The sequence below is a fragment of the Sulfitobacter sp. D7 genome (genome assembly GCF_003611275.1).
In the GTDB taxonomy this organism is placed as follows: Bacteria; Pseudomonadota; Alphaproteobacteria; order Rhodobacterales; family Rhodobacteraceae; genus Sulfitobacter; species Sulfitobacter profundi.
Window position 1 is genome coordinate 2941268 of record NZ_CP020694.1, and the last position, 25296, is coordinate 2966563.

The 25296-nt window shown below is 61.1% G+C and carries 22 protein-coding genes and 1 tRNA gene; 13 read left to right on the forward strand and 10 right to left on the reverse strand.

What is annotated here, in order from left to right; all coding sequences use genetic code 11:
- Positions 1–101: 101 nt before the first annotated feature.
- Both B5M07_RS14260 and B5M07_RS14265 read left to right on the forward strand, forming a co-directional pair.
- Positions 102–5843 carry a DUF11 domain-containing protein gene (locus B5M07_RS14260; protein ID WP_120351804.1) on the forward strand — a complete coding sequence of 1914 codons (5742 nt, stop codon included), beginning with the start codon at positions 102–104 and terminating at the stop codon, positions 5841–5843.
- 225 nt (positions 5844–6068) lie between these two features.
- A complete protein-coding gene (locus B5M07_RS14265) occupies positions 6069–6791 on the forward strand; it encodes a hypothetical protein (RefSeq protein WP_120351805.1) in 723 nt (240 codons plus the stop codon).
- A gap of 82 nt (positions 6792–6873) precedes the next feature.
- On the opposite strand, the gene B5M07_RS19680 is transcribed toward B5M07_RS14265, so the two are convergent.
- Positions 6874–6999 (reverse strand): hypothetical protein, encoded by a 126-nt coding sequence (locus B5M07_RS19680; protein WP_260010321.1) that lies wholly within the window; start codon positions 6997–6999, stop codon positions 6874–6876.
- Entirely contained in the window at positions 6996–7169 is a 174-nt protein-coding gene (locus tag B5M07_RS19595; RefSeq protein ID WP_254693932.1) for a M24 family metallopeptidase, read from the reverse strand. The genes B5M07_RS19680 and B5M07_RS19595 overlap by 4 nt, the downstream gene beginning before the upstream one ends.
- A gap of 439 nt (positions 7170–7608) precedes the next feature.
- Here B5M07_RS19595 and B5M07_RS14275 point away from each other — a divergent pair, with 439 nt between their 5' ends.
- On the forward strand, positions 7609–8250 hold the full coding sequence (locus B5M07_RS14275; RefSeq protein ID WP_120351806.1) for a 2-hydroxychromene-2-carboxylate isomerase: 642 nt from the start codon (positions 7609–7611) through the stop codon (positions 8248–8250).
- 38 nt (positions 8251–8288) lie between these two features.
- Here the strand turns inward: B5M07_RS14275 and B5M07_RS14280 are convergent.
- The 4 genes from B5M07_RS14280 to B5M07_RS14295 form a co-directional block, all read right to left on the reverse strand.
- Positions 8289–8365, reverse strand: a tRNA-Arg gene (locus tag B5M07_RS14280).
- Positions 8366–8441: 76 nt separating this feature from the next.
- Positions 8442–9827: a sensor histidine kinase gene (locus B5M07_RS14285; protein WP_067941528.1), complete on the reverse strand. Its 1386-nt coding sequence runs from the start codon at positions 9825–9827 to the stop codon at positions 8442–8444.
- An 8-nt stretch (positions 9828–9835) separates the two neighbouring features.
- Positions 9836–11257 (reverse strand): dihydrolipoyl dehydrogenase family protein, encoded by a 1422-nt coding sequence (locus B5M07_RS14290; RefSeq protein ID WP_120351807.1) that lies wholly within the window; start codon positions 11255–11257, stop codon positions 9836–9838.
- Positions 11254–11988 (reverse strand): TVP38/TMEM64 family protein, encoded by a 735-nt coding sequence (locus B5M07_RS14295; protein ID WP_120351808.1) that lies wholly within the window; start codon positions 11986–11988, stop codon positions 11254–11256. Before B5M07_RS14295 ends, B5M07_RS14290 begins: the two co-directional genes overlap by 4 nt.
- Positions 11989–12306: 318 nt before the next feature.
- On the opposite strand from B5M07_RS14295, the gene rpmH reads away from it, so the two are divergent.
- From rpmH to B5M07_RS14345, 10 genes are all read left to right on the forward strand, one after another.
- A complete protein-coding gene (gene rpmH, locus B5M07_RS14300) occupies positions 12307–12441 on the forward strand; it encodes a 50S ribosomal protein L34 (protein WP_007118882.1) in 135 nt (44 codons plus the stop codon).
- A gap of 26 nt (positions 12442–12467) precedes the next feature.
- A complete protein-coding gene (gene rnpA, locus B5M07_RS14305; protein ID WP_120351809.1) occupies positions 12468–12890 on the forward strand; it encodes a ribonuclease P protein component in 423 nt (140 codons plus the stop codon).
- Entirely contained in the window at positions 12887–13108 is a 222-nt protein-coding gene (gene yidD, locus B5M07_RS14310; RefSeq protein WP_067626496.1) for a membrane protein insertion efficiency factor YidD, read from the forward strand. The genes rnpA and yidD overlap by 4 nt, the downstream gene beginning before the upstream one ends.
- A 66-nt stretch (positions 13109–13174) precedes the next feature.
- Entirely contained in the window at positions 13175–14029 is an 855-nt protein-coding gene (ttcA, locus tag B5M07_RS14315; protein WP_120351810.1) for a tRNA 2-thiocytidine(32) synthetase TtcA, read from the forward strand.
- Positions 14030–14151: 122 nt separating this feature from the next.
- Entirely contained in the window at positions 14152–15693 is a 1542-nt protein-coding gene (locus B5M07_RS14320) for a putative bifunctional diguanylate cyclase/phosphodiesterase (RefSeq protein WP_120351811.1), read from the forward strand.
- Positions 15694–15980: 287 nt separating this feature from the next.
- Positions 15981–17852, forward strand: a complete 1872-nt coding sequence (gene yidC, locus B5M07_RS14325; RefSeq protein ID WP_067626501.1) for a membrane protein insertase YidC — start codon at positions 15981–15983, stop codon at positions 17850–17852.
- A complete protein-coding gene (locus B5M07_RS14330) occupies positions 17852–18589 on the forward strand; it encodes an MOSC domain-containing protein (protein ID WP_205570934.1) in 738 nt (245 codons plus the stop codon). Before yidC ends, B5M07_RS14330 begins: the two co-directional genes overlap by 1 nt.
- Complete coding sequence (yihA, locus tag B5M07_RS14335) at positions 18589–19239, forward strand: ribosome biogenesis GTP-binding protein YihA/YsxC (RefSeq protein ID WP_120351813.1); 651 nt, start codon at positions 18589–18591, stop codon at positions 19237–19239. The genes B5M07_RS14330 and yihA overlap by 1 nt, the downstream gene beginning before the upstream one ends.
- A gap of 37 nt (positions 19240–19276) precedes the next feature.
- Positions 19277–20140, forward strand: a complete 864-nt coding sequence (gene argB, locus B5M07_RS14340) for an acetylglutamate kinase (RefSeq protein ID WP_205570871.1) — start codon at positions 19277–19279, stop codon at positions 20138–20140.
- A gap of 65 nt (positions 20141–20205) precedes the next feature.
- Positions 20206–20700 (forward strand): SixA phosphatase family protein, encoded by a 495-nt coding sequence (locus tag B5M07_RS14345; protein ID WP_120351815.1) that lies wholly within the window; start codon positions 20206–20208, stop codon positions 20698–20700.
- Positions 20701–20761: 61 nt separating this feature from the next.
- On the opposite strand, the gene B5M07_RS14350 is transcribed toward B5M07_RS14345, so the two are convergent.
- The 4 genes from B5M07_RS14350 to B5M07_RS14365 all read right to left on the reverse strand — a co-directional run bounded on the left by B5M07_RS14350 (position 20762) and on the right by B5M07_RS14365 (position 25294).
- Complete coding sequence (locus B5M07_RS14350; protein WP_120351816.1) at positions 20762–21529, reverse strand: amino acid ABC transporter ATP-binding protein; 768 nt, start codon at positions 21527–21529, stop codon at positions 20762–20764.
- Positions 21530–21543: 14 nt separating this feature from the next.
- On the reverse strand, positions 21544–22842 hold the full coding sequence (locus B5M07_RS14355; RefSeq protein ID WP_120351817.1) for an amino acid ABC transporter permease: 1299 nt from the start codon (positions 22840–22842) through the stop codon (positions 21544–21546).
- A 3-nt stretch (positions 22843–22845) separates the two neighbouring features.
- On the reverse strand, positions 22846–24060 hold the full coding sequence (locus B5M07_RS14360; RefSeq protein ID WP_120351818.1) for an amino acid ABC transporter permease: 1215 nt from the start codon (positions 24058–24060) through the stop codon (positions 22846–22848).
- Positions 24061–24277: 217 nt separating this feature from the next.
- The gene (locus B5M07_RS14365) at positions 24278–25294 is read right to left on the reverse strand and encodes an amino acid ABC transporter substrate-binding protein (RefSeq protein WP_067622203.1); all 1017 of its coding nucleotides are present in this window, start codon (positions 25292–25294) and stop codon (positions 24278–24280) included.
- Positions 25295–25296 lie beyond the last annotated feature (2 nt).

Genomic DNA, 25296 nt, shown 5'->3' on the forward strand with positions numbered 1-25296 from the left:
CCGGGCTGAGCAACGCTCACCCGGGGGCACCCCCTTCTACCCCCGTTTTCGTCTCCCCAATTATTTCATGCCCTTTCTAGGGATCGCACAGGAGCAAGCTGATGCGCAGTTTCCTTATGTCTAAAGCCCGCCCGGCTCTGGCCCTGATCAGCGCCTCCGCAATGAGCCTGAGCCTTCTGCCCCACACCGCCGCCGCCGCCCCGGCCCCCGCCGGATCTTTCATCCGCAACGTGGCAGAAGTCAGCTATTTCAATACCTCCCTTGGCATCATGGAACGTGTCTTCTCAAACCCGGTTCGGGCCGAAGTCGCCGCAGTTCCCGGGCTGGAAGTGACCGGCTACTCCGACCTTCTGCTGACCCGCGGCGCCTTTGGCCGCTACCATTTCGACGTGATCAACACCGGCAACGTGCCGCTTTCCACATCGCTCAGCATTGGCGAACAGGGCAGCGCCCAAATGATGTCCCGCCAATCGCTTTTCCCCGACCTGAACGGCAACGGCCTGATCGATGTCGAAGACCGGGCGGTCGACATGTCCGCGCCCATCATGCTCGCGGCGGGAGAGCGGCTGCAACTGATCTATGAGTTCCGCATTTCCGCAGACACCCCTGTAAGCACCCAGTTCGCCAGCATGTTGACGGCCTCTGCCGTGACCGAAGATGGCCAAAGCCTGAGCGAAGAAGCGGTGGGGGTCTCGCGCGTCGAAGAAGGCGGGCTCGAAGTTTCCAAAGAGCAGGTCGTCTCGGAAAACGACGAAGGCGCGCTCATCACCTACACCCTGCGGTTGCGCAACGACTCCGAGCGGGACGCCTTTGGCTATCCGCAGATCGACGGCCAGCCCATCGTGATCGACGGCACACCCCGGACCGGTGTCTTGCTGCGCGATGCGATCCCGCTGAATACCGTGTTTAACACGGTGCAGGATTCGGGGACCATGACGGCCCTTGTCCATATGCGCGGCGCCCCCGCGCACCAATACCTCAGCGTGGTCCCCGCAGGGCTTTCCCACGATGTAGATGCGGTGGCCTTCTTTCATGAGGGCGACTACGCCATCGGCCATGCCACCGATCCCAGCTTTTCGGTGCGCGTGCCTGCCGCCTTGGGCAAGGTCGAGGTGCACAACACCGCCTCCGCCTTTTACAACAACCAAGAGAGCACACTGCTGCTGGCCTCCAACACCGTGATCTATGACCGCGAGTCGGAGACAGCTGGCACATTGGTGTTCGAGCACCCCGAAACCGGCGCCGATCAACCCTATGGCACACCGGGCAGCGACACCCGTCTGCGTCTCACCTCAGGCACCTGCAACGTCAGCACCGAGGTCGACAGCACAGCGGTGACGATCCGCAGCATGCTGACCGGCGACGTGGAAACGATCATCGCGACCGAGACCGGCGCGAATACCGGCATATTCCTCACCCCCGCCCTGCCGTTGGCGCAGATGTCGCCCGCCGTCGCCGGGGATCAGGTCATGGCCACAGACTTTGGCGACAGCTTCATCGCCACGGCGACCTGCGACAGTGAGGTGCTTGAGGACGATCTGATGATCAACCCCGGCAACTTCCTGTTCAACTCCGTCTCCAACGCCCCGGTTTCCGATGTGTCTGTCGCCCTTGTCGATGCGCGTACGGGCAATGAAATGGCCCGCACGCAGACTGACCAACGCGGGTTCTTTACCTTTTCCGAAATGCCCGAAGGCGACTACCGCTATGCCGTGATGGATGCGCCCACTTGGGTCTTCCCCTCCGCCCGGCTGGACTATGCCGGGATGGGCCGCAAGGTGATGGATGCAGGTTGGGGCAACGCCTTCAACCACGCAGGCGGCGCGCTTTTTGTCTCCGATATTCCGGTGGATCCGAATTACGGCACGCCGCTGGCCTTGGACAAGGCTGCGGACCTCGACAGCGTGGGCCATGGTGAATTCGTCACCTATACGCTCAGCTTTACCAACAACATGCATCAGGCCCTGATCGGTGGCGAAATCCTCGACCGCCCCGCCTATGGTGTGAACTTTGTTCCCGGCACGGTCACCCTTAACGGTGAGCCGCTGGACGATCCGCAAGAGATCGGCAACGGCGATCTGCGCTTTGACGTGGGCATGCTTGAGCCGCTGACAAGCCATGAGCTGACCTATGTGATGCAATTCTCTGCAGCAGCCCGCGAAGGCCGCATTGAAAACACCGCGATCCTGTCGGGCCGCCAAGCCGGCACCGGGGCACTGCAACAGTCGCAGACCGCCCGCGCCCTGGTACGGCTCGACAATTCGGGCGGTGTTTTTGCCCGGCAGGGCACCGTCCTGGGCGCCGTGTTCATGGATTGCAACGGCAACGGTCTGCGCGACCGCGCCGAGGATGAGCCGGGCATTCCCGGCGTGCGCATCGTGACCCAAGAAGGGCTCTTTGTTGTGACCGATATCAATGGTGCCTATTCGCTCAACGGCATGCGCCCGGTGACCCACGCTTTCCTCGTGCAGCCCGAAACCCTCCCCGCTGGGAGTGCGGTGCAAGTGACCCGCACCAACGATCTGCGCCGCGGTGGGTCGCGCGTGGTGCCACTGAAAAAGGGCGAGCTTAGAACCGAGAACTTTGCCGTGGCCCAATGCACCCCCGAAGCGCTCAAGGAAGTCAGCAAACGTCGTGATCATTTCGCCGGAAAACGTCAGACCCCGGGCGTGAATGCAACAGATCTGCCGATCGACGGCCAGCGCAGCAGCACCCGGTCGGTGCGCGGCGAGGCTGGCATCGCCACCACCACCCAGCTGACCCCCGGCATGGTCGCCGCACAAAACGAAGAGGCCGGGGTCGACGCCTCCTCTGTGGCTCAAGCCGCCCGTGCCTCGGCGCAGCGCCAAACGCTCGACAGCATGATCCCTAACCTTGATAGCGCCCCCGGCTTTGTCGACTTTGCCGAAGACACCGCCGTCACCCGCGCCACCCAGAACATCCGGATTAAGGGCAAGGCTGACTTGACGCTGACGCTTTTGGTGAATGGCCGCGAGCTTGGCGGCGACCGGGTAGGAGAGCGCACCAGTCTGGAAAAGAACAACGTGCAGGCGCTGGAATATGTGGCGGTGAAACTGGGCTCGGGCGAGAACGTGCTGACGCTGGTGGGCCGTGACGGCTTCGGCATCGAACGTGTCCGCAAGGAACTGCGCCTTACCGCGCCCGGCAAACCCGCCCGGATCGAGATCCTCTTGCCGGAAACCGCCGCGGCCAATCCCGCTTCTGTGGTGCCGGTGGTGGTGCGCGTGCTCGACGCCCGGGGTCGCCCGGTGCCCGCGTCCGGCACGGTGACCCTTTCGGCCCGCCGGTCGCTTTGGGATGTGACCGACATCCGCAGCAGCGCGCCCGGCGTGCAGGCCTATCTCGACAATGGCGAGGCGACCTTTAACCTCATCCCACCGCAGGCCTCTGGCCCCGATCTGATCACCGTACGGTCGTCCTTTGGCGAGGCTGAAGCGCGGCTGACCTTCACCCCGGATCTGAACGAACGGGTTCTGATCGGCGTGATCGAAGGCGCGGTATCGCTGAGCGGGGACGCGGGCAACGTCATCGAAGAAGACCGCATCAGCGCTTTCGAAGATACCACAACAGGCATCCGCGGTGAGCTTTACCTCAAAGGGGTGATCCGTGGCGACGCCCTGCTGACCCTGCGCTACAGCTCGGACCGTGACACCGAAGACAGCCTGTTTCGCGACATCCGCGGAGAGGAATACTACCCCGTCTATGGCGACAATTCCGAACGCGGTGCCGATGCGCAATCTTCATCCAACCTTTTCGTGAAGGTGGAGAAGGGCCGCTCTTACGTGCTCTACGGCGATATCGCCATCGAGCCTGAGGCCAGCGCGCTGAAACTGGGTGGCCTGCAACGTGTCGCAACCGGCGCAAAAGGTCACTGGGAGAACGACCGCGTATCGGTCACCGTCTTTGCGGCCCGCACCGCGCAGGAGCAGCAGGAACAGGAAATCCGCGGGCGCGGTGTTTCTGGCCCCTATGACCTTGACCTGAGCGGCTATGTGCAGGGGTCCGAGCGTGTGGAAATCTTGGTTCGGGACGAAGATGGCGGCGATATCCTATCGGCCACGCCCCTGCTGCGCGGCACCGACTACTTGCTCGACTTCTTCCGCAACACGATCACCTTCGACACGCCGGTGCGCCAATTCGACCTTGACGGTAACCCCGTGTCAATCCGCGTGACCTATGAGGTCGAAGCCGAGGGCGCCGAGGCCTATTGGCTCTACGGAGGCGAGGTGAACTATGCCCTGTCCGAGCGGACCTCCATCGGCGCCCGTGCGGTGCATGCCGACGCACCCCTTGGCAACACGGCCCGCCAGCGGATGCACTCTGCCTATATCCAGCACGAAGACCGCCAAGGTGGTCTGTGGGAGGCCGAAGTCGCCCGCTCGGAAAACGCCATGGGCGAGAAAGACACCGCCGCGCGCCTGTCCTACGAGCTGAAGACCGAGACCCGCCATTTCGCATTCGAGGCGATCCACACCGGGCGTGATTTCTACGCTCAGGGCGGACTGGCCCGCCCGGGCACCAGCCAAGTCCGCCTAAGCTATGGCGAAGAAATCGATCAGCGCAGCGACATCGCCTTTGGCGCGGAATACACCCGTGACCGGGTCAACGACAGCGCTCGGCTGACCGTGGATGCGATCTATTCGCGGCATCTGAGCCAGACCCTGCGCGGCGAGATTGGTCTTGAATACAGCCGCGACCGCACCGCCAGCGGCAGCGAGACCGACACCGCCCTGATCCTCGGCGCGCATTGGACCCCAGCGGCCCGTCCCGGCACAGTGATCGAAGCCCAGCTGCGCGCGCCGCTCGGTGGCGACGCCCCCACTGAACTGACCCTCGGCCTCTATGACGAGCCCAAGAACGGCTGGCGCGTCTATAATGAGATCGAGCTTCAATTCGGCAGTGACGAGCTGGTCACCCGCGCCGCCTATGGTTTCACCTACACGCTGAACGAATGGGTCACTGGCCGAACCGAGATGACCAAAGCCGGCGGCACAAGCGACACCACCATGGTGCAGGGTCTGTCGGTCGATTGGGATATCAACGAAAGCACCAATCTGCGCGCCGATCTTGAGCATTCGCGCAACCTTGAGACCGATGACGGTGAGCTGACATCATTCGCGATCGGCACAAGCTGGCAGTCGGCGGATGGCGATTGGGTCGGCGATGCCGAACTGGAGACCACATGGGAAGAGTCCGGCAAAACCCACTACGCCAGCATCGGCATCGCGGGCAATGTCACCCCGGACCTGACCGTTCTGGCGCGCAGCCGTGCCGCGCTTGATCGGCGCGATAGCGAAGACACCCGCCGTATGCGCACCCGCATCGGCGCAGCCTATCGCCCCAAGGACAATGCCCGCCTTGATGTGCTGGCGTGGTACGAACACCGGCTGGAAGAGAAACACGCCAGCACGGAAACGCACCTATGGTCGATCGATGTGAATTACGAGATCGATGCCGACCTGCGGATCAACGGCAAATATGCCGGCCAGTACCAAAAGATCGGCACCCATGCCGGCGCGGCGGCCAATACCACCACGCAGCTGATCCAAGGCGGTCTGAACTACGAATTCGGCGACGACCGTTTCCAACTCGGCCTCAACGCCACGCATCTGTGGGACAGCGAGGGCAACTCTTCTAACGGGATCGGCGCCGAATTCGGCTTCACCCCGCGCGAAGGTGTCCTGCTGGCACTCGGCTACAACAAGGCCCGTGGCCGGGTGGCCGGGCAAAGCGGCCTCTATGACGAAGGGTTCTATTTCCGGTTCAACTTGCTGTTGGACAACTCACTCTGGACCCAGTTCGACCAGTTCCTCGGAAGCTGACCGGGAGACTCAGCCCCGAGGGAGAGCCACGTTCCAAGCGCATCTGGAACGTGGCTCATTCCTCTTTCAGAGCGCTGCAGCGCTCCAAAGGTGACCTGGCCTATTCCTAGTGCCGGACCAACTATCCTTTCGAGACGCTAACTAGCTGTCCGCATTAATGAAATATCGATTTTAAGCGCGCATGATCAGGGTCAACGCAACATCCAACCCAGATGGGAAACCCAGATGAAAAAGCTCGCTGCCAGCACTGCCTTTTGCCTGATCGCCGCCACCCTTTCCGGTGCGGCAAATGCAAATGATTTCGCCCGCTTCGACAGCAGGAAGATCGCCGTCACCGGCTTGAATTTCGCCCTGTCACCCTCCGCTTCGGAGGACCGCATTTACCTTAACCGCAGCATGATCAAGACGACCGCCAAACGCGCACCGCGCAAGCTTGCCATTCCCACGCGCGGGGGGCCATCCGCCGCCGTGCGCCATGTCATCGCGTCGGCTGAGGCCGGGGGCAAAGGCTATGACGCGGTGCAACACGGGGCACGGGTCAAGCCGCCGAAGCGCCCCACAAGCATGACCATCGGCGAAATCTACCGCTGGATCGCGGCCACCCCCGGCCAGCCCCATGCCATTGGGCGCTACCAGTTCATCCCCAACACCTTGAAAACGCTCGTCGCCGAAGCCGGGATGAGCAAAAGTGACGTCTTTACCCCACGGGTCCAAGACCTGTTGGCCGACCTATTGCTCGAAGATGCGGGCTTTACCCCCTTCATGAAGGGCAAGATCAGCCGCCATCGCTTTATGGAGAACCTCGCCCGCATCTGGGCCGGGCTGCCCACGTCAACGGGAAGGTCTTATTATCACGGCCATGCGGGCAACCGGGCCGTCATCACGTGGAATGAGTTCGACAGCCATATGAAAAGCATTTTTGAAAACATGGCACGCGGCATCTCCTAACCACGCGCCCCCTTCTCTCTCTCTCTCTCTCTGTCTCCCTCCAGGCCAAAGCGTGCGTATTTTCGCCGCTTTGGCCACTTTTTTAGCTGCGGCGCTGCACCTCGCGCGGCATTTCCGAGAAGATTTCCAGACCATCGGCGCGCAGGATCACGATCTTCTCCAAGCGTACGGCGAATTTGCACTCCAGATAAATGCCCCGCTCAATCAAAAAGACATTCCCTCGGCCAGTACCGGGTCGGAATGCGCAGCGACTTTACGCGGCTCATGTACGTCACTGCCAAGACCATGGCCCAGGCGGTGCAGGACAATTGCAGCGTAGCCTGCCTGCGTGACCACATCGCTGCTCCCCCAGCCCGCCGTCGCTACGATGGCCGTCATGCGCCAGATGGCCTGATCCCTGAACAACAGTTGAACCGATAAGGCCATCCGCTGGCATGCGCCGGCGTTGTTCATTACGGCCTCGGCCAAAGACCGCCGCCTCCGGCAGGAGGGCGGAACCCAGCGAGCATAAGCGTCGTTAACCTTATGTACATGCCCAAGGAGGAATGGCTCATGTGGACGTATGAATTCCTGATACTGGTCGCAGGCGTGGTGGCCTTGGCTCTCGTGGCAAAGCAGCGCCCCCAGCCCCGGCAGGCCCGCGCGATTGCGCCCCGCCCTCGGGCAAATACCACACCCAAGCGTCGGTATTGAACGACTATCGCAGATTTAGGTGCTCTGCTTTTAGCGCTTTCGCGATTCTACCCTCACCTCTCGGCCCCCGTCCTTGCCTGCACATCGGTTTCCGCCATGATGCGCGCAACAGAGGGAGCCGACGTTGGACACCATTGAATATTTCTATTCCGCCCATTCCGCTTACGCCTATCTTGGGCATCGCAAACTGCTGGAGATTTGCGCCGCCCGTGGTGCGAAGCTCATCCACCAACCATTTGATCTTTATCCGGTGATCGCAGCTGGTCGGGTGTCCCATTTTCGTGGCTTTACCCCCCATTATATCGACTATTTCTTTGGCAGAGAGATCACCCGTTGGGCTCAGTATCGCGGGCTGGACATCCTCAACCACCGCCCCACGCATCACGACAATGCGCTCGACCTTTCAAACGGTTACCTGATCGCCGCCGCGCGGGCTGGGCGCGATGTCGATGCGCTTTCCTTTGCGATTCTTCAGGCGCATTGGCGCGATGATATCGATCTCGCGAATCCCGAGCATCTGCGCCGCGCGACCGCTGCGATTGATCCCGACAGCGACGCTCTGATCGCGCAGGCGACGGATGCAGACGTTCAGACCATTCACGCCGAGAACACCGAAGAGGCGATCGCCCGCGGCATCTTCGGCTCGCCCAGCTATTTTCTGAATGGAGACATGTATTACGGCCAAGACCATCTGGAATTGATGGATCACGCCTTTGACCAACCCTACCGCGACACGGGCTTTTACAACCCGCCGAAAGACGGGTGAGACGCGCCAAAAGCGCTGCGTTCTTCAATTTTGGGTAGTGGCGGACCGAGGAGGATTCGAACCCCCGACCCCCTGATTCGTAGTCAGGTACTCTATCCAGCTGAGCTATCGGTCCACTGAGCGGGGGTTTAGTCTTAGCCCCGGGGAGTTGCAAGCCCTCGTTTTGAGGAAATGCAATTTTCTGCGAAAATCTATAGGGTGCCGTCCCCCTTGGGCAGCGTTATGTCAAAAACAGTCCCTTCCGGCCCACTGCTGCGCAGGGCCAAGGTGCCGCCGTGGCCGCGCACCAGTTCGGATGCGATCACCAGACCCAAGCCCGACCCACCTTTGCGCGCACCGCCCTGAAACGCGGTAAAAAGGTGCTCTCGCGCTTTCGGTGGCAGGCCGGGGCCGGTGTCGCTGACGGTGACGCACCACGCATCGCTCATATCCTCGGCCCGCAAATAGACTTCGCCCGGTTTGCCGGTGGCGGTAATCGCCTGCCGGGCGTTCCGCATCAGATTGGCCAGCACGCGGTACATTTGTTCGGGGTCCGCACGCACGGTCAGATTCGCGGGGATGTCGGCGGCAAAGCTGATGTCGCTTTCGGGGTCGGCAAGGCGTTCGCCGTCGATGACCTCTTCCACCAGATCTTCCAGCAGCATGAGGGTCAGCGTCGGCCCCGGCTCTTCGGCCTTGCCGAAAGCCAGTGTCGATTCGCATAGGTGCACCGCACGGGTGATGGAACTGACGAGCTTGGGCGCCATGCGTTTGACCGTTGGGTCTTCGGACATCTCGATCCGGTCGGTGAACAGCTGCGCCGAGGTGAGGATATTGCGCAGATCATGGCTGATCTTGCTGACCGCGCTGCCCAATTGGGCCAAACGCTCTTTCTGTTTCAGCGCCTGTGTCAGGTCCGTCTGGAGCTTCTGAAGCGCCACTTCAGCCTCGCGCAATTCGGTGACACTGGCGGAGGGCTCAATAATCCGCCGGGCGTCCTCGGGCGCGGCGGCGTAGCGCTGCATATGCCCTGCCACCCGCTTGATCGGCTTGAGCAGCAAAGCCCGCATGGCAAAGAACAAAAGCACCGCCGTAATGACTGAGATCACGGCCGAGAGGATGAGGATGCGAATCCCGTAGTCGAGCATGGCCACACGCATCGGCGCGGTCTCCATCGTGACTTCGATCAACAACCCCGCCTCGCGCACCGGGGCGCCGATTACGCGGACCACCTCATTGCCGGGCCGGAACAGTCGCAGCATGGCATCGCGGATCAACACCGTCGCCGAGGCATCGCGCAAATCATAGGTTTGCGACACCATCCGCGGCATCGGAGAGGCCAGCACCAATTGCCGCGCTTCGTCCCGGCGCAGTACCACGTTGAAGACCTCGGCGTTGCGCAGCAACTCCGCCTCCAACTCCGGGTCGAGCATATCGTCAGCCAAAAGCGCCAGCGACGCGATCTGCGCCCGCTCTAGCCGGGTCAGCATATATTCCTCGCGGAACCGCGCGATGGAGGGGACAAAAATCAGCACTTCGGCCAGCATCACAAAGATGGTGGTGAGGATCAGCAAACGGCCAGAGAGCGAGTGGATCATGTGCTATCTCAGGGCAACAGGCGCTGCACGGCGCGCACAACCGTTTTAACCAACGCGCTTTCGAAGAGGCGCGGACTGAAATAGGCCCCCGCCGCGCGTTTGTTGATTTCCGAGATCGTGGGGTAAGGGGCGACCATAGCGGCAATCTGGCTCATCTTCATGTTGTTGACCAGCGCAAGTGACCACAGGGTGATCAATTCGCCCGCCTGATGGCCGACGATGCTGGCCCCGACCGGGCGGCCCTTGACCACCATGACCTTGATGAACCCTTTGGTCTGGCGTTCGGCGATGGCGCGGTCGTTGTGGTTATAGTGAAAACGCACGACTTCCAGTTTGTCGCCATGTTCTTCCCGCGCCTGCGCCTCGGTCAACCCGACTTGTGCCAGTTCCGGCGCGGCATAGGTGACCCATGGAATATGGTGCAACTTGGTCTTGCTCGGCAGGCCAAAAAGGATCGAGCGGATCACAACCCCGGCGTGATAGCCCGCCACATGGGTGAATTGCAGCCCGCCTGCCACGTCGCCAATGGCATAGACGCGGCGGTTGCTGCTGCGCAGGCTGTCATCGACCTTGATGCCTGCTTTGGTGGTTTCCACTCCCGCCTTATCAAGGTCGAGACGCTCAATGTTGCTCTTGCGCCCCACGGCCATCATCAGGTGCGAGCCTTTGATGACACGGCCAACCTCAGTTTCAACCGTAATCGCGCCCGCTTCACCGCTGATCTTCGCGGCGTTGCTGCCCTCTTCAAAAGCTACGCCTTCGTCGCGCATGGTCTGAAGAACCACCTCAGCCAGCTCCGGGTCATCCTTGCCAAGCGCCCGATCGCCTTCGATCACCGTCACCTTGCAGCCCATCCGCACATGGGCCTGCGCCATCTCGATGCCGATGGGGCCACCCCCGATGATGATGATATGCTCCGGCTTTTCCCGTAGATCGAAAAGGGTTTCGTTGGTCTCATAGGGCACATCATTCAGCCCCGGAATCGGCGGCACCAGCGGGGATGACCCGGTGGCCACGACGATCCGCCGCGCGGTGATGATCGTATCACCCGCCTGCACCTCTTTATCGGAAATGAAGCGCCCGTATTCACGGATCACCCGCACGCCCAGACCCTCAAACCGCTCAACCGAATCGACCGGCGCAATTTGCGAGATGACATCGGCCACGTGATCCATGGCGACGGCGTAATCCACCGTACCGGCGGCATTCTCGACCCCATATTGCGCGCTGTGCTGCTGGGCATGGGCGGTCTTGCCAGTCTTGATCAGCGCCTTTGAAGGCACGCAGCCATAGTTCAGGCAATCACCGCCCATTTTATGCCCTTCAAGTAGGGTCACATCCGCGCCCATCTGCACGGCCCCCGCCGCCACCGACAACCCGCCAGAGCCTGCGCCGATGATCAGAACGTCAGTTTTAATACGAGTGGTCATTTCAGCAGATCCTTCTTGCCGGTAAACGTCTTGATCGCCACAGGCAGCAGCGACAGAACGCAAAGACCCAGAATGGGCAGCAAAATATGGGGCTCAAAGATGATCCCGAGGTCCGGCGTCTCACCTCGGGCAAAAACCGCACCTAGCCCCGCCCCGACAGAGGTAAAGACCAGCGCCCCTGGCATGATGCCGAAAAACGTCGAGATCGCGAAGCGAAACAACGGCACGCCAAGAAAAGCAGGCACCAGATTCGCTACGAAAAACGGCACCACCGGCACGAGCCGGATAAAGAAGAGCATCGACCATTGGTTATCGTCGATCCCTGCCTTGATCTTGCGCACCACCCCCTCTGAGGCATCCATCCGTTCTTTCAGCCGGTCGCCGAGGCCCCATTGCGCGGCCAGAAAGATCACGATCGCGCCGAGTGTGGCGCCGCCCACATTATAAAGGACACCCGGAAACAGTCCGAAGAGAAAGCCGCCCGTCAATGTGGCCACCGTGGCCCCCGGCAAGGAAAACGCCACGATCACCACATAGGCGACGACAAAGGCCAGCGCGGTCAGCAGGTAGTTGTTGTCGCGAAAGGCGATCAGCGCCTCGCGATTCTCACGCAGGGCGTCGAAACTCAGGTAATCACGCAGGGTAAACGCGCCGATGGCGGCGACCGCTAGGATCACCGCAAGGGGCAGGTAACGCATCAGCGCGGGCTTACTTTGATCTTTGCGGCTCATTTCAACACTTTTATTAGGCCTACATCAGACCATTTTCCGTTTCCTTAATGATGGCGTGAAGCAGCGCGCAGGAACAGGCTCCTCACGCGCGCTTGATAGGACTTGTGCCCAGAGCCCCGATTTCGCAGGGTAGAAGGGCGAACTGAAACAAACCGCCCCCTTCTGACCGGCATTTTGTTGCAAAGCGCAGTTTTTCCGCCCCAGGGGGTTTGACTTGCGCGCCCCGCCGCATTAAAGGACGGGCTTGAATTGACGCTGGCCGCGGTGGAACCCTTCAAGTGATTCCGTGCCCAGCCAGCTTTAAATGGAGACGGAGCGATGAAACGCACCTTTCAACCCTCGAACCTCGTGCGCAAGCGGCGCCATGGTTTCCGCGCGCGCATGGCCACCAAAGCCGGCCGTAAGATCATCAATGCACGCCGCGCACAGGGCCGGAAATCGCTGAGCGCGTAAGCGCCCTCGATCTTCGGAACCAGAATATGACACCGCCGGAGGCACCCTTGAATGGCATTTGCGCCACAAAAGGGAACCCTGCCCCGGCGGTTTCTCTGCGTTTGGAAACCCTGACCAAACGGGCGGACTTTCAGCGTGCCAGCCGCGCCAAACGTGTAGCGACCCCGGGATTCATCCTACAAATGCGACCCCGCCGGGAGGATGAGCCCAGCGCGGCGCCCATTCGCGTGGGATTTACCTGCTCGAAAAAGGTCGGCAACGCCGTGGCCCGCAACCGCGCCAAGCGCCGCCTGCGTGAAATCGCGCGGCTGACACTGCCTCAGGCGGGGCGCGCAGGCATGGACTATGTCTTTGTCGGGCGGCGCGAGGCGACAGCGGCCCTGCCCTTCGACCAGTTGCTAGCCGATCTCACCCGCGCGCTTGATATCCTTCACGGGGCGCGCAAATGACCCCCTTGGCGGCGCTGCTCGCCCTGCCGGTGCGCGGCTACCGGCTGCTTTTCAGCCCGTGGGTCGGATACAATTGCCGCTACCAGCCCACCTGCAGCGCCTATGCGCTGGAAGCTTTGCAAAAACACGGCGGGCTGCGGGGTGGATGGCTGGCCGCTCGGCGCATCGCCCGCTGCCACCCTTGGGGCCACAGCGGGATCGACAACGTCCCAGACTAGCGCCACGCTTGCGGCAAAGGGGTAAAATGCCCTAGGTGAAGCCAAGCAGATAGTGAGAGACCGACGATGCTGGACGAAACCAACGAGATTCACCCCCTCTTTGCCGGCGCACCGCAAAGCACCGAGTTCAAGAAACTGCGCAAGCGCATCGTCCGCATGACCCGCGAGGCGATTGACCAATACGGCATGGTCGAGCCGACCGCCGAGGGCGCGCCGAAACCCAAATGGCTGGTCTGCCTGTCGGGCGGCAAAGACAGCTACACCCTGCTTGCGGTCCTGCATGAATTGCAATGGCGTGGCCTGCTGCCTGTCGAGCTTCTGGCTTGCAACCTCGACCAAGGCCAGCCGAACTTTCCGGCCACCGTGCTGCCGGAATTCCTTGAAAAGATGGGCGTTCCGCATCGCATCGAATATCAAGACACCTACTCAATCGTGATGGACAAGATCCCTGCCGGACGCACTTTCTGCGCCCTTTGCAGCCGTCTGCGCCGGGGCAATCTTTACCGGATCGCGCGGGAGGAAGGCTGCTCTGCCGTGGTGCTGGGGCATCATCGGGATGACATCCTCGAAACCTTTTTCATGAACCTTTTCCACGGCGGACGGCTGGCGACGATGCCGCCCAAATTGGTAAACGAAGAAGGCGATCTGTTCCTCTACCGCCCCCTCGCCCATGTGGCTGAAAGCGATTGCGAACGCTTTGCCACGGCGATGAATTACCCGATCATTCCCTGCGATCTTTGCGGGTCGCAGGATGGGCTTCAACGCCAGCAGGTCAAGGCGATTCTCGACGGATGGGAGGCCAATAGTCCCGGTCGTCGGCAAGTTATGTTCCGCGCACTGATGAACGCCCGGCCCTCACATTTGCTGGATCCCCAGCTTTTCGACTTTGCCGGTCTCATGCGGAACATTGAGAGTGCATAGCAAGAACAATTTTAGATAATAATCCGCGAAAAACCGGTCTCTGTTAACCCACGACACACCCTAAAGGCGATATCCCACCCCTATCAGCGCAGGCATGGCGCGCATTGAAGAGGGATATCGCGATGGCACATTACCGCACCACTGGGCCCGGGCAACTGCGCCAGTCGCTCGCCGCTTTGCTTAGCGGTCAGGCCGCTCTGGCCTTTCTCCCCGCGATGTCATTGCTGGCGTTTTGGATCGGCGGTGAAATGGCATTGATTGGCGCCTCTGCCGCGCTGCCACTTCTGTTTCTTGCGGGGCAGCGGTTTGGCGAGGGGGCGACGTTTCCCCGTGACGCGCACACCGCCATACTACAGCGCAGCACCTTTGAAGAGCTGACCGAACAGGTCTTTCAAAGCGCCCGAACACAGGGCCGCTTGTCGGCAACGTGCTTTATCGCGCTTGAGGATTTTGACCAGATCATCGAACGTTACGGCCAATCCGCCGCTGATACGATTGCGCGGCAAAGCGGCGAACGGTTGCACAGCGCCCTGCGGGATGACGATATCATCGGCAAGATGGGCGAAGCACGTTTCGCCATCTGCACGGCCCCGGTCCGCCAGCTTGATCTTGAGCTTTGCATTCAACTCGCCGGGCGGCTTCAGGCCACTTTGGAAGAACCGTTCTTTGTCGATGGGGTCACGATCTATCTCACGGCCTCCGTCGGATTTTGCCTCAACACCCGCGCCCCGGGCGGTGATGGCTCCGCTTGGCTTGCCGCCGCCGCCACGGCGCTGCGCAGCGGCCAGCGGCGCGGGCCATCTTCCATCCGCGCCTTCTCTGACCAGATGCGCCGGGAAACCGAAAGCCGCGCAGAACTCCGCGAGGAGGTCGCGCAGGCATTGGCCAGTGGGCAGATTCAACCATGGTTCCAGCCGCAAATCTCAACCGACACCGGTCAAATCACCGGCTTTGAAGCACTGGCGCGCTGGAACCACCCGGTCCAAGGCATGATCCCGCCCTCCGATTTCCTGCCCGCCGTCGAAGAAGCTGGCCTGTTGGAACGTTTGGCCGAGGTGATGATGTATCATTCCTTTGCAGCGCTCAAAGCTTGGGACAGCTCCGGCACCGAAGTGCCCCAGATCGGGGTGAATTTCGCAGGCGGCGAACTTGCCAACCCTCAGCTCATCGACAAAATCACGTGGGAGTTGGACCGTTTTGATTTATCCCCCGAAAGGCTCGCAATCGAAGTACTGGAAACGGTCGTCGCTTCCGCCGCCGATGATGTGATCACCCGAAATATAAATGCCCTGCGCAAGCTCGGTTGCCGCATCGACCTTGATGATTTCGGTACCGGCCATGCCTCCATCGCGTCCATCCGCCGCTTTTCGGTAAGCCGGATCAAAATCGATCGTTCCTTCGTTATGAAGGCCGATCGCGACCCCGATCAGCAACGCATGATCAGCGCCATCTTGACCATGGCCGAACGCCTGGGCGTCGAAACCCTTGCCGAAGGGGTGGAGACGGTGGGGGAGCATGTCCTGTTGGCCCAACTCGGCTGTGACCACGTGCAAGGCTTCGGCATCGCCCGCCCCATGCCTTTTGAGCAAACACTTGATTGGATCGCCCGCCACAATGTAAAACTGCAAGATGTGCCCCGCATCATGAACGGGCGCGCGACATAGCGCCACCTTCGTCCGATCTGCACGCGCCAAATGTAGCGTGCCGTGCCTACCCCAGACAGATGATACGCCCCTCGCGCCGAGGCCCCCAACCCCCTTCGGCCCCGACCCGAGTCAAAGCCAGCGCCACAGGCCCCCCGCAACCGCCCCCGGCGAAACTCCGCAAAACCCATGCCAGATGGGCCAAAACCACGCTACATCGCCCCTAACCTTACCCGATTCCACTTGACCTTTGGCCCCGCACTCTGTTGAACCCCCATGATATTCAAAGACATCAGGTGGCGGTCCCCATGGACGAACAGAACAAGAATCTCATCCTTGCCACGGCGCTCAGCTTTGCCGTCATCCTCGTGTGGTTCCTCCTGTTCCCGCCCCCCGAAGCCGACCCTGCGCTAGAACCCGGCACAGAGACCAGCCAAACCATCGAGGGCACCTCGGTCCCAGCCTCCACCGCCGACACCGCTGCCGCGCCCGGCACGGAGGATGGCGAAGGCGCCGCACCCGAAGGCCGCCGCGCGGCTCTGGCGGCTGCCCCCCGCGTGGCCATTGCGACCGATAAGGTCAGCGGCTCCATCTCGCTCATGGGTGGTCGGATCGATGACCTGAAACTAAACGACTACCAAACCACGCTCGACGCAGACGCCGAAATCGTGACCCTGCTCTCCCCCGAAGGATCGAGCGATGCCTATTACGCGCTGCATGGTTGGGCCGCAGGCTCTGGTCTTGCGCCCGATGCCGTGCCGGGTGTCGATACGCTCTGGACCCTGAGCGAGGGCGAAACACTGGGCGTCGACAGCCCCGTCACACTAAGCTGGGACAATGGCGCCGGTCAGGTCTTCACCCGCACCATCTCGGTCGACGACGAATATATGTTCGACATCACCCAGAGCGTGACCAACAATGGCGAAGGCGCGGTGAACCTCGCCCCCTTCGGCATGATCGCGCAACACGGGTTGCCCGAAGACCTGAAAAGCTTCTTCATCCTGCATGAAGGCGCCGTGGCCATGGCCAATGGTGAGCTTTCCGAAGTCGATTGGGACGACATCGCCGAAGCCGACGTGAACAGCACCTGGGGCCGCCCCGCCGTGGTCACCGAAGGCGTCACCGAGGGCTGGGTCGGCTTCACCGATCACTATTGGCAGGCCGTGCTGATCCCCGACGCGGGCGAGACCTTTGAGCAGGCGCTCACCTATGACCCGCGCGCCGACACCTACCGCGCCTTCACCCGCCAGCCGACCCGCTCGGTCGCCGCAGGCGAAAGCGTCAGCACCTCCAGCAAGTTCTTCGCAGGTGCGAAGGAGTGGGAAACCCTGCAGGATTACCAAGCCTCCGGTGTCGCCAAATTCATCGACAGCATCGACTGGGGTTGGTTCTTTTTCCTGACCAAGCCGATCTTTTGGCTGCTGCACAACCTCAACCAGCTCATCGGCAACATGGGCGTTGCGATCATCGGCCTGACACTGCTGATTAAGGCGCTGCTCTTCCCGCTGGCCTATAAATCCTACGTCTCCATGGCGCGGATGAAGGAACTTCAGCCCGAAATGGAAAAGCTGAAGAAAGATGCGGGCGACGACCGTCAGAAGATGCAGCAGGGCATGATGGAGCTTTACAAGAAGAACAAGGTAAACCCCGCCGCGGGCTGTCTGCCGATCCTTCTGCAAATCCCGATCTTCTTCTCGCTCTACAAGGTGATCTTTGTCACGATCGAATTGCGCCACGCGCCCTTCTTTGGCCCGTTCCAAGACCTCAGCGCGCCCGATCCGACCTCGATCATGAACCTCTGGGGCCTGCTGCCCTATGCGGCCCCCGAGCCCGGCTCGATGCTGGCGCTGGTGTTCATCGGTATTCTGCCGCTTCTGTTGGGTATTTCCATGTACCTGCAGCAAAAGCTGAACCCGGCCCCCACCGATCCGACCCAGCAGATGATCTTTGCTTGGATGCCTTGGGTCTTCATGTTCATGCTGGGCGGTTTCGCGAGCGGCCTCGTGGTCTACTGGATCGCGAACAACACGATCACCTTCACCCAGCAGTATCTGATCATGCGCAGCCAGGGGTACAAACCTGACCTCTGGGGCAACATCGCAGGCGGCTTTAAACGCACGCCCAAGGGTGATGCCGCCAATGCAGATAGCAAACCCAAATCGGGCAAGTCGAAAAAGTGATGCAGATCACTGCGCTCAACCGGCACCCGCTCAAGGCCCATGGCCGCGAGACGGTTGAGCGTGTGACCCTGCGCGCCGGGCAGTCGATGCCCTATGACCGGCTCTGGGCCGTGGCCCATGACGCATCCAAAGCCGCGCCCGGAGATTGGGCGCGGTGTTTGAATTTCACGCGGGGGGCGTCCTCGCCGCAGCTGCAGGCGATCACGGCCAAGCTGGATGAGACGACTGAGATGCTTACCCTGCGCCACCCGACGTGGGGCGAGATCACCTTTCACCCCGATCGCGAACAGGCCGCATTCCTTGACTGGGTGCGCCCCTTGGTGGCCGAAGGCCGCGCCGCCCCCGCAGATATCCTGCGGCTCGACGGGCGTGGCTATACCGACAGTGCCGAACCGACGCTCTCGCTCAATAGCCTGGCCTCCCATGCCGCAGTCGAAGCGCTTGCCGGCAGCCCGCTGCAAACCGCCCGCTGGCGCGGCAACATCTGGTTTGACGGCGCGGCCCCGTGGGATGAGTTCGAATGGATCGGACGCGACCTGAAAATCGGCGAGGCGCGGCTGCATGTGTCAAAACGCATCACCCGCTGCCTTGCCACGACCGTGAACACCGACACCGGCGCGCGCGACGTGGATACGCTCGCCGCGCTTGACCAATTGGGTCACCGAGACTTCGGTGTTACCCTGACCGTCACCACCGGCGGAGAGATCGCCGTGGGCGACGAACTGGAGCTGATTTGATGCAAGTGAACTACACCATTGCCGAGGAGCCGGACGCGCCGAGCGCCGAAAAAGGCCGGATGCTTTTCGCCGGTGAGACGACATTCGTCAAAGGCGTGGTGGCGATGGACGGGCTGCCGCCCCCAGACCGCATGGAGGTCTGCTTTGCGGGCCGTTCCAACGTCGGGAAATCGACGCTGATCAACGCGCTGACGGGCATGAAAGCACTGGCGCGGGCCTCGAACACGCCCGGCCGTACGCAGGAGATTAACTTCTTCACGGCCGGCGAAGAGCATTACCTCGTTGACCTGCCGGGCTACGGCTATGCCAACGCGCCGCTGCCGGTGGTCGAGAAATGGCAGCGTCTGCTCAAGCAATACCTTTCGGGCCGTCAAACTCTGCGCCGCGCCTTTGTGCTGATCGACGCGCGTCATGGCGTCAAAAAGGTCGACAACGAAATCATGTCCCTGCTCGACAGCTCTGCCGTGACCTTTCAGGTCGTGCTGACCAAGGCAGACAAGGTCAAAGAAGCCGAGCGTGAGAAAATCCTGACGCAGGTGAAAGACGCGCTAAGCAAACACCCCGCCGCCTATCCCGAGATTGTGGTCACGTCTTCGGAAAAGGGCTGGGGCATCCCTACCCTGCGTGCCATCATCGCCACGCTGGAGTAGCACTTTTCGCCGCTATCGGCTTCCCATGGGTCAACAAATGAGAACGCAAGACATGAACCGCGACTGGATCGCCACTGCCCAAACCCTCAGCCAAGCACTGCCCTTCCTGCAACGCTATGCCGATGCCACCGTGGTCATCAAATTGGGCGGTCATGCGATGGGCAGCGACGCGGCGATGGACGAATTTGCCCGTGATGTCGCGCTGATGCGACAGGTGGGTGTGAACCCGGTGATCGTCCATGGCGGCGGGCCGATGATCAACGACATGCTGGCGCGGCTGAACATTAAATCCGAATTCGTGAATGGCAAGCGGGTCACCGATGCCGCGACCATGGAAGTGGTCGAGATGGTCCTGTCGGGCCTCGTCAATGCGCGGATCGTGCAGGCGATTTCCGAACAGGGGGGACGCGCCGTTGGCGTCTCGGGCAAAGACAGCGGTTTGATCGTTTGCGAGCCCGAAGACCCCGCTCTGGGCCTCGTCGGCAACCCGACACAGGTGAACCCACGCATCCTGCGGGACTTTGCCGACAAGGGCATCATTCCCGTCATCGCACCGCTTGGCATGGGCCGGGGCGGTGAGACCTATAACATCAATGGTGACACCGCCGCAGGCGCCATAGCGGGCGCGCTGAAGGCCGACCGCCTGCTGTTGCTCACGGACGTGGCTGGCGTCAAAGATGGCGCGGGTGAGGTGGTGACCGACCTGACGGCGAGCCAGATCAGCGACATGATCGCCGATGGCATCATTGCAGGCGGGATGATCCCTAAGGTTCAGACAGCACTAGATGCGCTCGAAGGCGGCGTGCGCGCGGCGGTGATCCTTGACGGGCGGGCGCCCAATGCCTGCTTGCTGGAGCTTTTCACAGAACACGGCGCGGGCAGCATCATTCGCAAAGGCTAAGGCAAAGCGCTTGCCCCCTGCCCCTGCTTCGCGCCTATGATGGGCCGAGCAGTGAAAGGAATGACATGCGCCGCCTGATCCTAATGCGACACGCGAAATCGGACTGGTCCCACGGCACCAGCGATCACGACCGCCCGCTGAACAAGCGCGGGCGCGGGGCTGCCGAAGCGCTTGGCAATTGGCTGCGGGCGGAAGAGTTGCTGCCTGACGCGGTACTCTGCTCCACGGCGGCGCGCACCCGTGAAACCTGCGCGCTGCTGGACTTGCCTGAAAGCAGCGCCGTCGATCATTTTCAACAGCTTTACCTCGCCGAGCCGGAGAAGATCATCACAACGCTTCGCCAGCAGGCAAAGGGGGCAACGGTGCTGCTTATAGCCCACAACCCCGGCATTGCCGCCGCCGCAGCATTGCTGTTGCAACAAACGCCCGATCAGGACGCCTTTGATCGCTATCCTTCGGGGGCGACCACGGTGATTGATTTCGATCTCGACAGTTGGGCCGACCTCACCCCCGGCACCGGGGCGCTGCACGCTTTCACCGTGCCCAAGGAACTGGTCTGAAACGCAAACGCCCCGACCGAAAGGCCGGGGCGTTTGGTAAGCGTTGTAGCCGTAGCGCGGATCAGTGGCCCAGAATTTGGCTCAAGAAAAGCTGTGTGCGCGGGCTTTGCGGATTGTTGAAGAAAGCCTCCGGCTCGTTCTGCTCAACAATCTGGCCTTCATCCATGAAGATCACCCGGTTCGCCACCTGACGGGCAAAACCCATCTCGTGGGTTACACAGAGCATCGTCATGCCCTCTTCGGCGAGCTCGATCATCGTGTCGAGCACCTCTTTGATCATCTCCGGGTCGAGCGCCGAGGTCGGCTCATCAAACAGCATGATGCGCGGGCGCATGCAGAGCGAGCGGGCAATCGCCACACGCTGCTGCTGACCACCCGAAAGTTGGCCGGGATACTTGTTGGCCTGATCGGGGATCTTCACCTTTTCGAGGAAGTGCATCGCCGTTTGCTCAGCTTCCTTCTTGGGTGTTTTACGCACCCAGATCGGCGCCAGCGTACAGTTCTCAAGGATCGTCAGATGCGGGAAGAGGTTGAAGTGCTGGAAGCACATGCCGACCTCTGACCGGATCTTGTCGATGTTCTTAAGGTCCGAGCTGAGGAGCGTGCCGTCGACTTCGATGCTCCCCTTTTGGTGCTCTTCCAACGCGTTGATACAGCGGATCAGCGTTGACTTGCCGGAGCCCGAAGGCCCGCAAATCACGATCCGCTCGCCCCGGTGCACGGTCAGATCAATGTCACGCAGCACGTGGAACGCGCCATACCACTTGTTCATGTTCTCGATCCGAATCGCGACTTCGTCGGATACTTTCATTTGTGCGGTCTCAGCCATGCGAGAACCCTCCCTTAACGATGGTCAGTCGCAAGACGGCGTTCCAGCCACTGCGAGTATTGAGAAATGCCGTAGCAAACGATGAAGAACAGCACGGAAGCAAAGAGGAAAAGCTCCCAGTAGACGCCGTTCCAATCGGTCGAGGCCAAGATCGGGCCGCGGATCATGCCGATGATATCGAAGAGCGAGATCACCGAGACCAGCGTGGTGTCCTTGAACAGGCCCACCGCGATGTTGACGATGCCCGGGATCGAGATCTTCAGCGCCTGCGGCAGGATGATCAGCCGCATCGCCTGCGGGTAATCAAGGCCAAGGCTATCGGCGGCCTCGTATTGGCCCTTTGGCAGCGCGGCCAGACCGCCCCGGATCACCTCGGCGATATAGGCCGAAGAGAACATGGTGATCATGATCACGACACGGATGAAGAGGTCAACGCCCGAGCCCGGCGGGAAGAAATAGGCCAGCATCACGTTCGCCACGAACAAGAGCGTGATCAACGGCACGCCCCGGACGAATTCGATAAAGACCACGCAGATGCCTTTGACGATTGGCAGGTGAGACTGACGCCCCAAAGCCAGCGCAATCCCGATCGGCAGCGACAGCGACACACAGGTGATGCCCAGCATCATGTTCAGCATGAAGCCACCAAGGTCGCGGCTGGGGATCGCTTGCAGCAGTGGCGAGGCGGGGCGCAAAGCCTCCCCGATGAAGCCACCGATATACCAGACGAACACCGCAGCAACGAGGCCACCCGCCAGCGCCATGGCAAAGCTTTTCTGCACCAGACGGCTATAGACTATATAGCCCGCGATCACGCCCACGAGGGCAAAGATCGGCCCCCAGATTGGACCGCCCCAGATCAGCCAGAAGGCCAGAAACGGGTAGACGCCAGTGAAATAAAGCAGCTTGCGCGGCAGGTCGATGAAGAGCACCGGGGCCACCGCAAGGAACAGCAGCACCAGCGCGAGGGTCGGACGCCAGTATTGATCACTGGGATATTTGAACCCGAACAAGAGCTGATGCCAACGCTCGCTCAGCACCGAGAAACAGGCCCCCGTGGCCCCGTCCAGCACCTCGCGACATTCAGACAGGCTGCTTGCCGACCAAACGCCGTTCAACAGCCATGGCAGAGAACCGGCGAGCAACAGATAGAGGAAATAAAGCGCCACCACCGTCAGCAGGGCGTTCGCCCAAGTCGGGAAGAGGTTGTCTTTCACCCATTTTACCGGGCCGCCCACCTTGTCCGGCGGTGCCGAAGGCGGCAGTGAGGTTTCACGCACGAAGGCGATGGATTCAGCATGTGTGTCTGACATGGCTTAACGCTCCTTCAGCTTCGTTGCGTTGTTGTAGACGTTCATCACCATGGAGATGCCCAGCGAGATGACGAGGTAGAAGAGCATCAACAAGACGACACATTCGATCGCCCGCCCGGTCTGGTTCAGGGTGATCCCGCCCAGTGTGGCGGTGATGTCGGCATAGCCCACGAGGATCGCCAGCGAGGAGTTCTTGGTGATGTTGAGGTAGTTCGAGATCAGCGGCGGGATGATTACGCGCAGCGCCTGCGGCAGCACCACAAGGTTCATGATCCGGCCCGACCGCAGCCCCAAGGCAGCAGCGGCTTCGGATTGCCCCTTGCTGACGGCTTGGATGCCCGCGCGGACGTTCTCGGCGATGAAAGCACCGGTGTAGATCGACAGGGCGAACCACAACGCGATCAGCGGTGCACCAATCTGGATGCCGCCGCGGAAGTTGAACCCTTTGAGCGCGGGGTAATCCAGCCCGATCGGCATGCCCATGATGAAGAACATGATGATCGTCGGCAGCAACAAGATCGCGACTGATGGCCAAAGCATCGGCAGCAGGCGACCGGTGTCGTAAAGCAGTTTCGTCGCATAGCGGCGGTAGGCAAAGACGCCGATCACCGAGGCGACAAAGGTCGCCACCACGATCATCGAGCCCGGTCCCCAGACCGGACCGGGGATATAGACGCCCCGGTTGGTAAAGGCAAAAGACCCCAGCATCATGCTCGACGCCGGATCATCGCCCCGGAAGGCCGAAGGCGCGGGCATCGCGGCGGTCATGATGGTGTAGATGATCAGGATCCAGATCAGCACCGGGATGTTGCGGAAGATCTCGACATAGCCTGCCATCAGCTTGCGGATGAGCCAGTTGTTCGACAGGCGCAGAACCCCGGCGACGACGCCAAAGATCGTGGCCGTCACGCAGGCAAGGAGGGACACCAGCAGCGTGTTGATGATGCCGACCCATGCCGCCTGAAGGTTCGACGACTGGCTGGTGTAGGGGATCAGCGTTTGGTTGATGTCATAGCCCGCGGGGTTACCGAGGAACTGGAAAGAGATGTTCAACCCGGCGGCGCGAAGGTTCGCGGCAAGGTTCGATCCCAGATACCAGATCGCCGTGACCAGCAGCGCAAGTGCGATAACCTGAAAGGTAATCGACCGATAGCGGGTGTCGCTCAACAGCATAGATGGCCGGAACGACTCCTTGGGAGGGTCGGAGAATGTCGTCATGTATGTATCCCTGTGTTCCGGCTTGTTTTTTATTGGTGCATTTGGCGCACCTTGGCCGAATCATTTTTGGTCGTTGATCGTTTCTTCGATCGTGGGCTTTTATTGTCTCGTTGGGGTTTTGTCAGTCGTTTTTAGACCGTTTTTCGTGTCGCAAAGGCACTTCGCGCCTCCAGAGGCACAAAGGGCGCAGGAATTCCTGCGCCCCTTGGCTTGCTATTTAGCGGAAGGGCGGTGCGTAGAGCAGGCCACCGTCTGTCCACTGGGCGTTCAGCCCGCGTGCCAGACCGATCGGGGTCTCTTCGCCGATGTTCTTGGCAAAGATCTCGCCGTAGTTGCCTTCGGCCATGATGGCGCGCTTGGCCCACTCGGCGTCGAGGCCGATCATCTCACCCAAGGTACCTTCGGTGCCCAGAAGACGAGCGATCTCAGGGTTGTTGGTGTTGCCGGTCATCTCTTCGATGTTGGCGGATGTGACACCCAGTTCTTCAGCAGCGATCAGCGCGTTCAGCACCCAGCGGGTGATGTCGCCCCAGTCGTTGTCGCCGTGACGGACCAGCGGGCCGAGCGGCTCTTTCGAGATGATCTCGGGCAGCAGCACGTGCTCGCCGGGGTTCTCAAAAGTGGCGCGTGTCGCGGCAAGGCCGGATGCGTCTGTGGTGTAGGTGTCGCAGGCACCAGCAAGGTACTGCTGCTGGCCTTCGGCGTTGGTTTCGACAGGCACCGGCTCATAGCTGATGTTGTTCTTGCGGAAGAAGTCCGCGAGGTTCAGCTCGGTTGTTGTGCCGGTCTGGATGCAGACGGTCGCGCCGTCCAGATCCTTGGCCGAGGAAACGCCAAGCGCTTTGGGGACCATGAAGCCCTGACCGTCGTAGTAGTTGACGCCGATGAAGTCGAACTTCAGGTCGGTGTCACGGCTGAAGGTCCATGTGGTGTTCCGTGCGAGGAAGTCGATCTCGCCCGAGGCCAGCGCGGTGAAGCGGGTCTTGCCGGTTGTCGGCACGAATTCCACGGCGTTCTTGTCGCTCAGTACGGCGGCGGCAACGGCACGGCACACAGCCACGTCGAAACCTTCCCATTCGCCGTTGGCATTCGGCGCGGCAAAGCCTGCAAGGCCTGTGGTCACGCCACAGTTCAGCTTGCCGCGGGCCTTGACGTCATCAAGCGTGGCGGCACCAGCAGCACCGGCCGCAAGGCCAGCAACGGTCAGCGCGCCAAAAATTACGGTTTTTTTCATTT

Coding starts and splice junctions, on each gene's coding strand:
- B5M07_RS14260 (WP_120351804.1), top strand. CDS start 102: ATGCGCAGTTTCCTTATGTCTAAAGCCCGCCCGGCTCTGGCCCTGATC.
- B5M07_RS14265 (WP_120351805.1), top strand. CDS start 6,069: ATGAAAAAGCTCGCTGCCAGCACTGCCTTTTGCCTGATCGCCGCCACC.
- B5M07_RS19595 (WP_254693932.1), bottom strand. CDS start 7,169: ATGACGGCCATCGTAGCGACGGCGGGCTGGGGGAGCAGCGATGTGGTC.
- B5M07_RS14285 (WP_067941528.1), bottom strand. CDS start 9,827: ATGATCCACTCGCTCTCTGGCCGTTTGCTGATCCTCACCACCATCTTT.
- B5M07_RS14290 (WP_120351807.1), bottom strand. CDS start 11,257: ATGACCACTCGTATTAAAACTGACGTTCTGATCATCGGCGCAGGCTCT.
- B5M07_RS14295 (WP_120351808.1), bottom strand. CDS start 11,988: ATGAGCCGCAAAGATCAAAGTAAGCCCGCGCTGATGCGTTACCTGCCC.
- rpmH (WP_007118882.1), top strand. CDS start 12,307: ATGAAACGCACCTTTCAACCCTCGAACCTCGTGCGCAAGCGGCGCCAT.
- rnpA (WP_120351809.1), top strand. CDS start 12,468: ATGACACCGCCGGAGGCACCCTTGAATGGCATTTGCGCCACAAAAGGG.
- yidD (WP_067626496.1), top strand. CDS start 12,887: ATGACCCCCTTGGCGGCGCTGCTCGCCCTGCCGGTGCGCGGCTACCGG.
- ttcA (WP_120351810.1), top strand. CDS start 13,175: ATGCTGGACGAAACCAACGAGATTCACCCCCTCTTTGCCGGCGCACCG.
- B5M07_RS14320 (WP_120351811.1), top strand. CDS start 14,152: ATGGCACATTACCGCACCACTGGGCCCGGGCAACTGCGCCAGTCGCTC.
- yidC (WP_067626501.1), top strand. CDS start 15,981: ATGGACGAACAGAACAAGAATCTCATCCTTGCCACGGCGCTCAGCTTT.
- B5M07_RS14330 (WP_205570934.1), top strand. CDS start 17,852: ATGCAGATCACTGCGCTCAACCGGCACCCGCTCAAGGCCCATGGCCGC.
- yihA (WP_120351813.1), top strand. CDS start 18,589: ATGCAAGTGAACTACACCATTGCCGAGGAGCCGGACGCGCCGAGCGCC.
- argB (WP_205570871.1), top strand. CDS start 19,277: ATGAGAACGCAAGACATGAACCGCGACTGGATCGCCACTGCCCAAACC.
- B5M07_RS14345 (WP_120351815.1), top strand. CDS start 20,206: ATGCGCCGCCTGATCCTAATGCGACACGCGAAATCGGACTGGTCCCAC.
- B5M07_RS14350 (WP_120351816.1), bottom strand. CDS start 21,529: ATGGCTGAGACCGCACAAATGAAAGTATCCGACGAAGTCGCGATTCGG.
- B5M07_RS14355 (WP_120351817.1), bottom strand. CDS start 22,842: ATGTCAGACACACATGCTGAATCCATCGCCTTCGTGCGTGAAACCTCA.
- B5M07_RS14360 (WP_120351818.1), bottom strand. CDS start 24,060: ATGACGACATTCTCCGACCCTCCCAAGGAGTCGTTCCGGCCATCTATG.
- B5M07_RS14365 (WP_067622203.1), bottom strand. CDS start 25,294: ATGAAAAAAACCGTAATTTTTGGCGCGCTGACCGTTGCTGGCCTTGCG.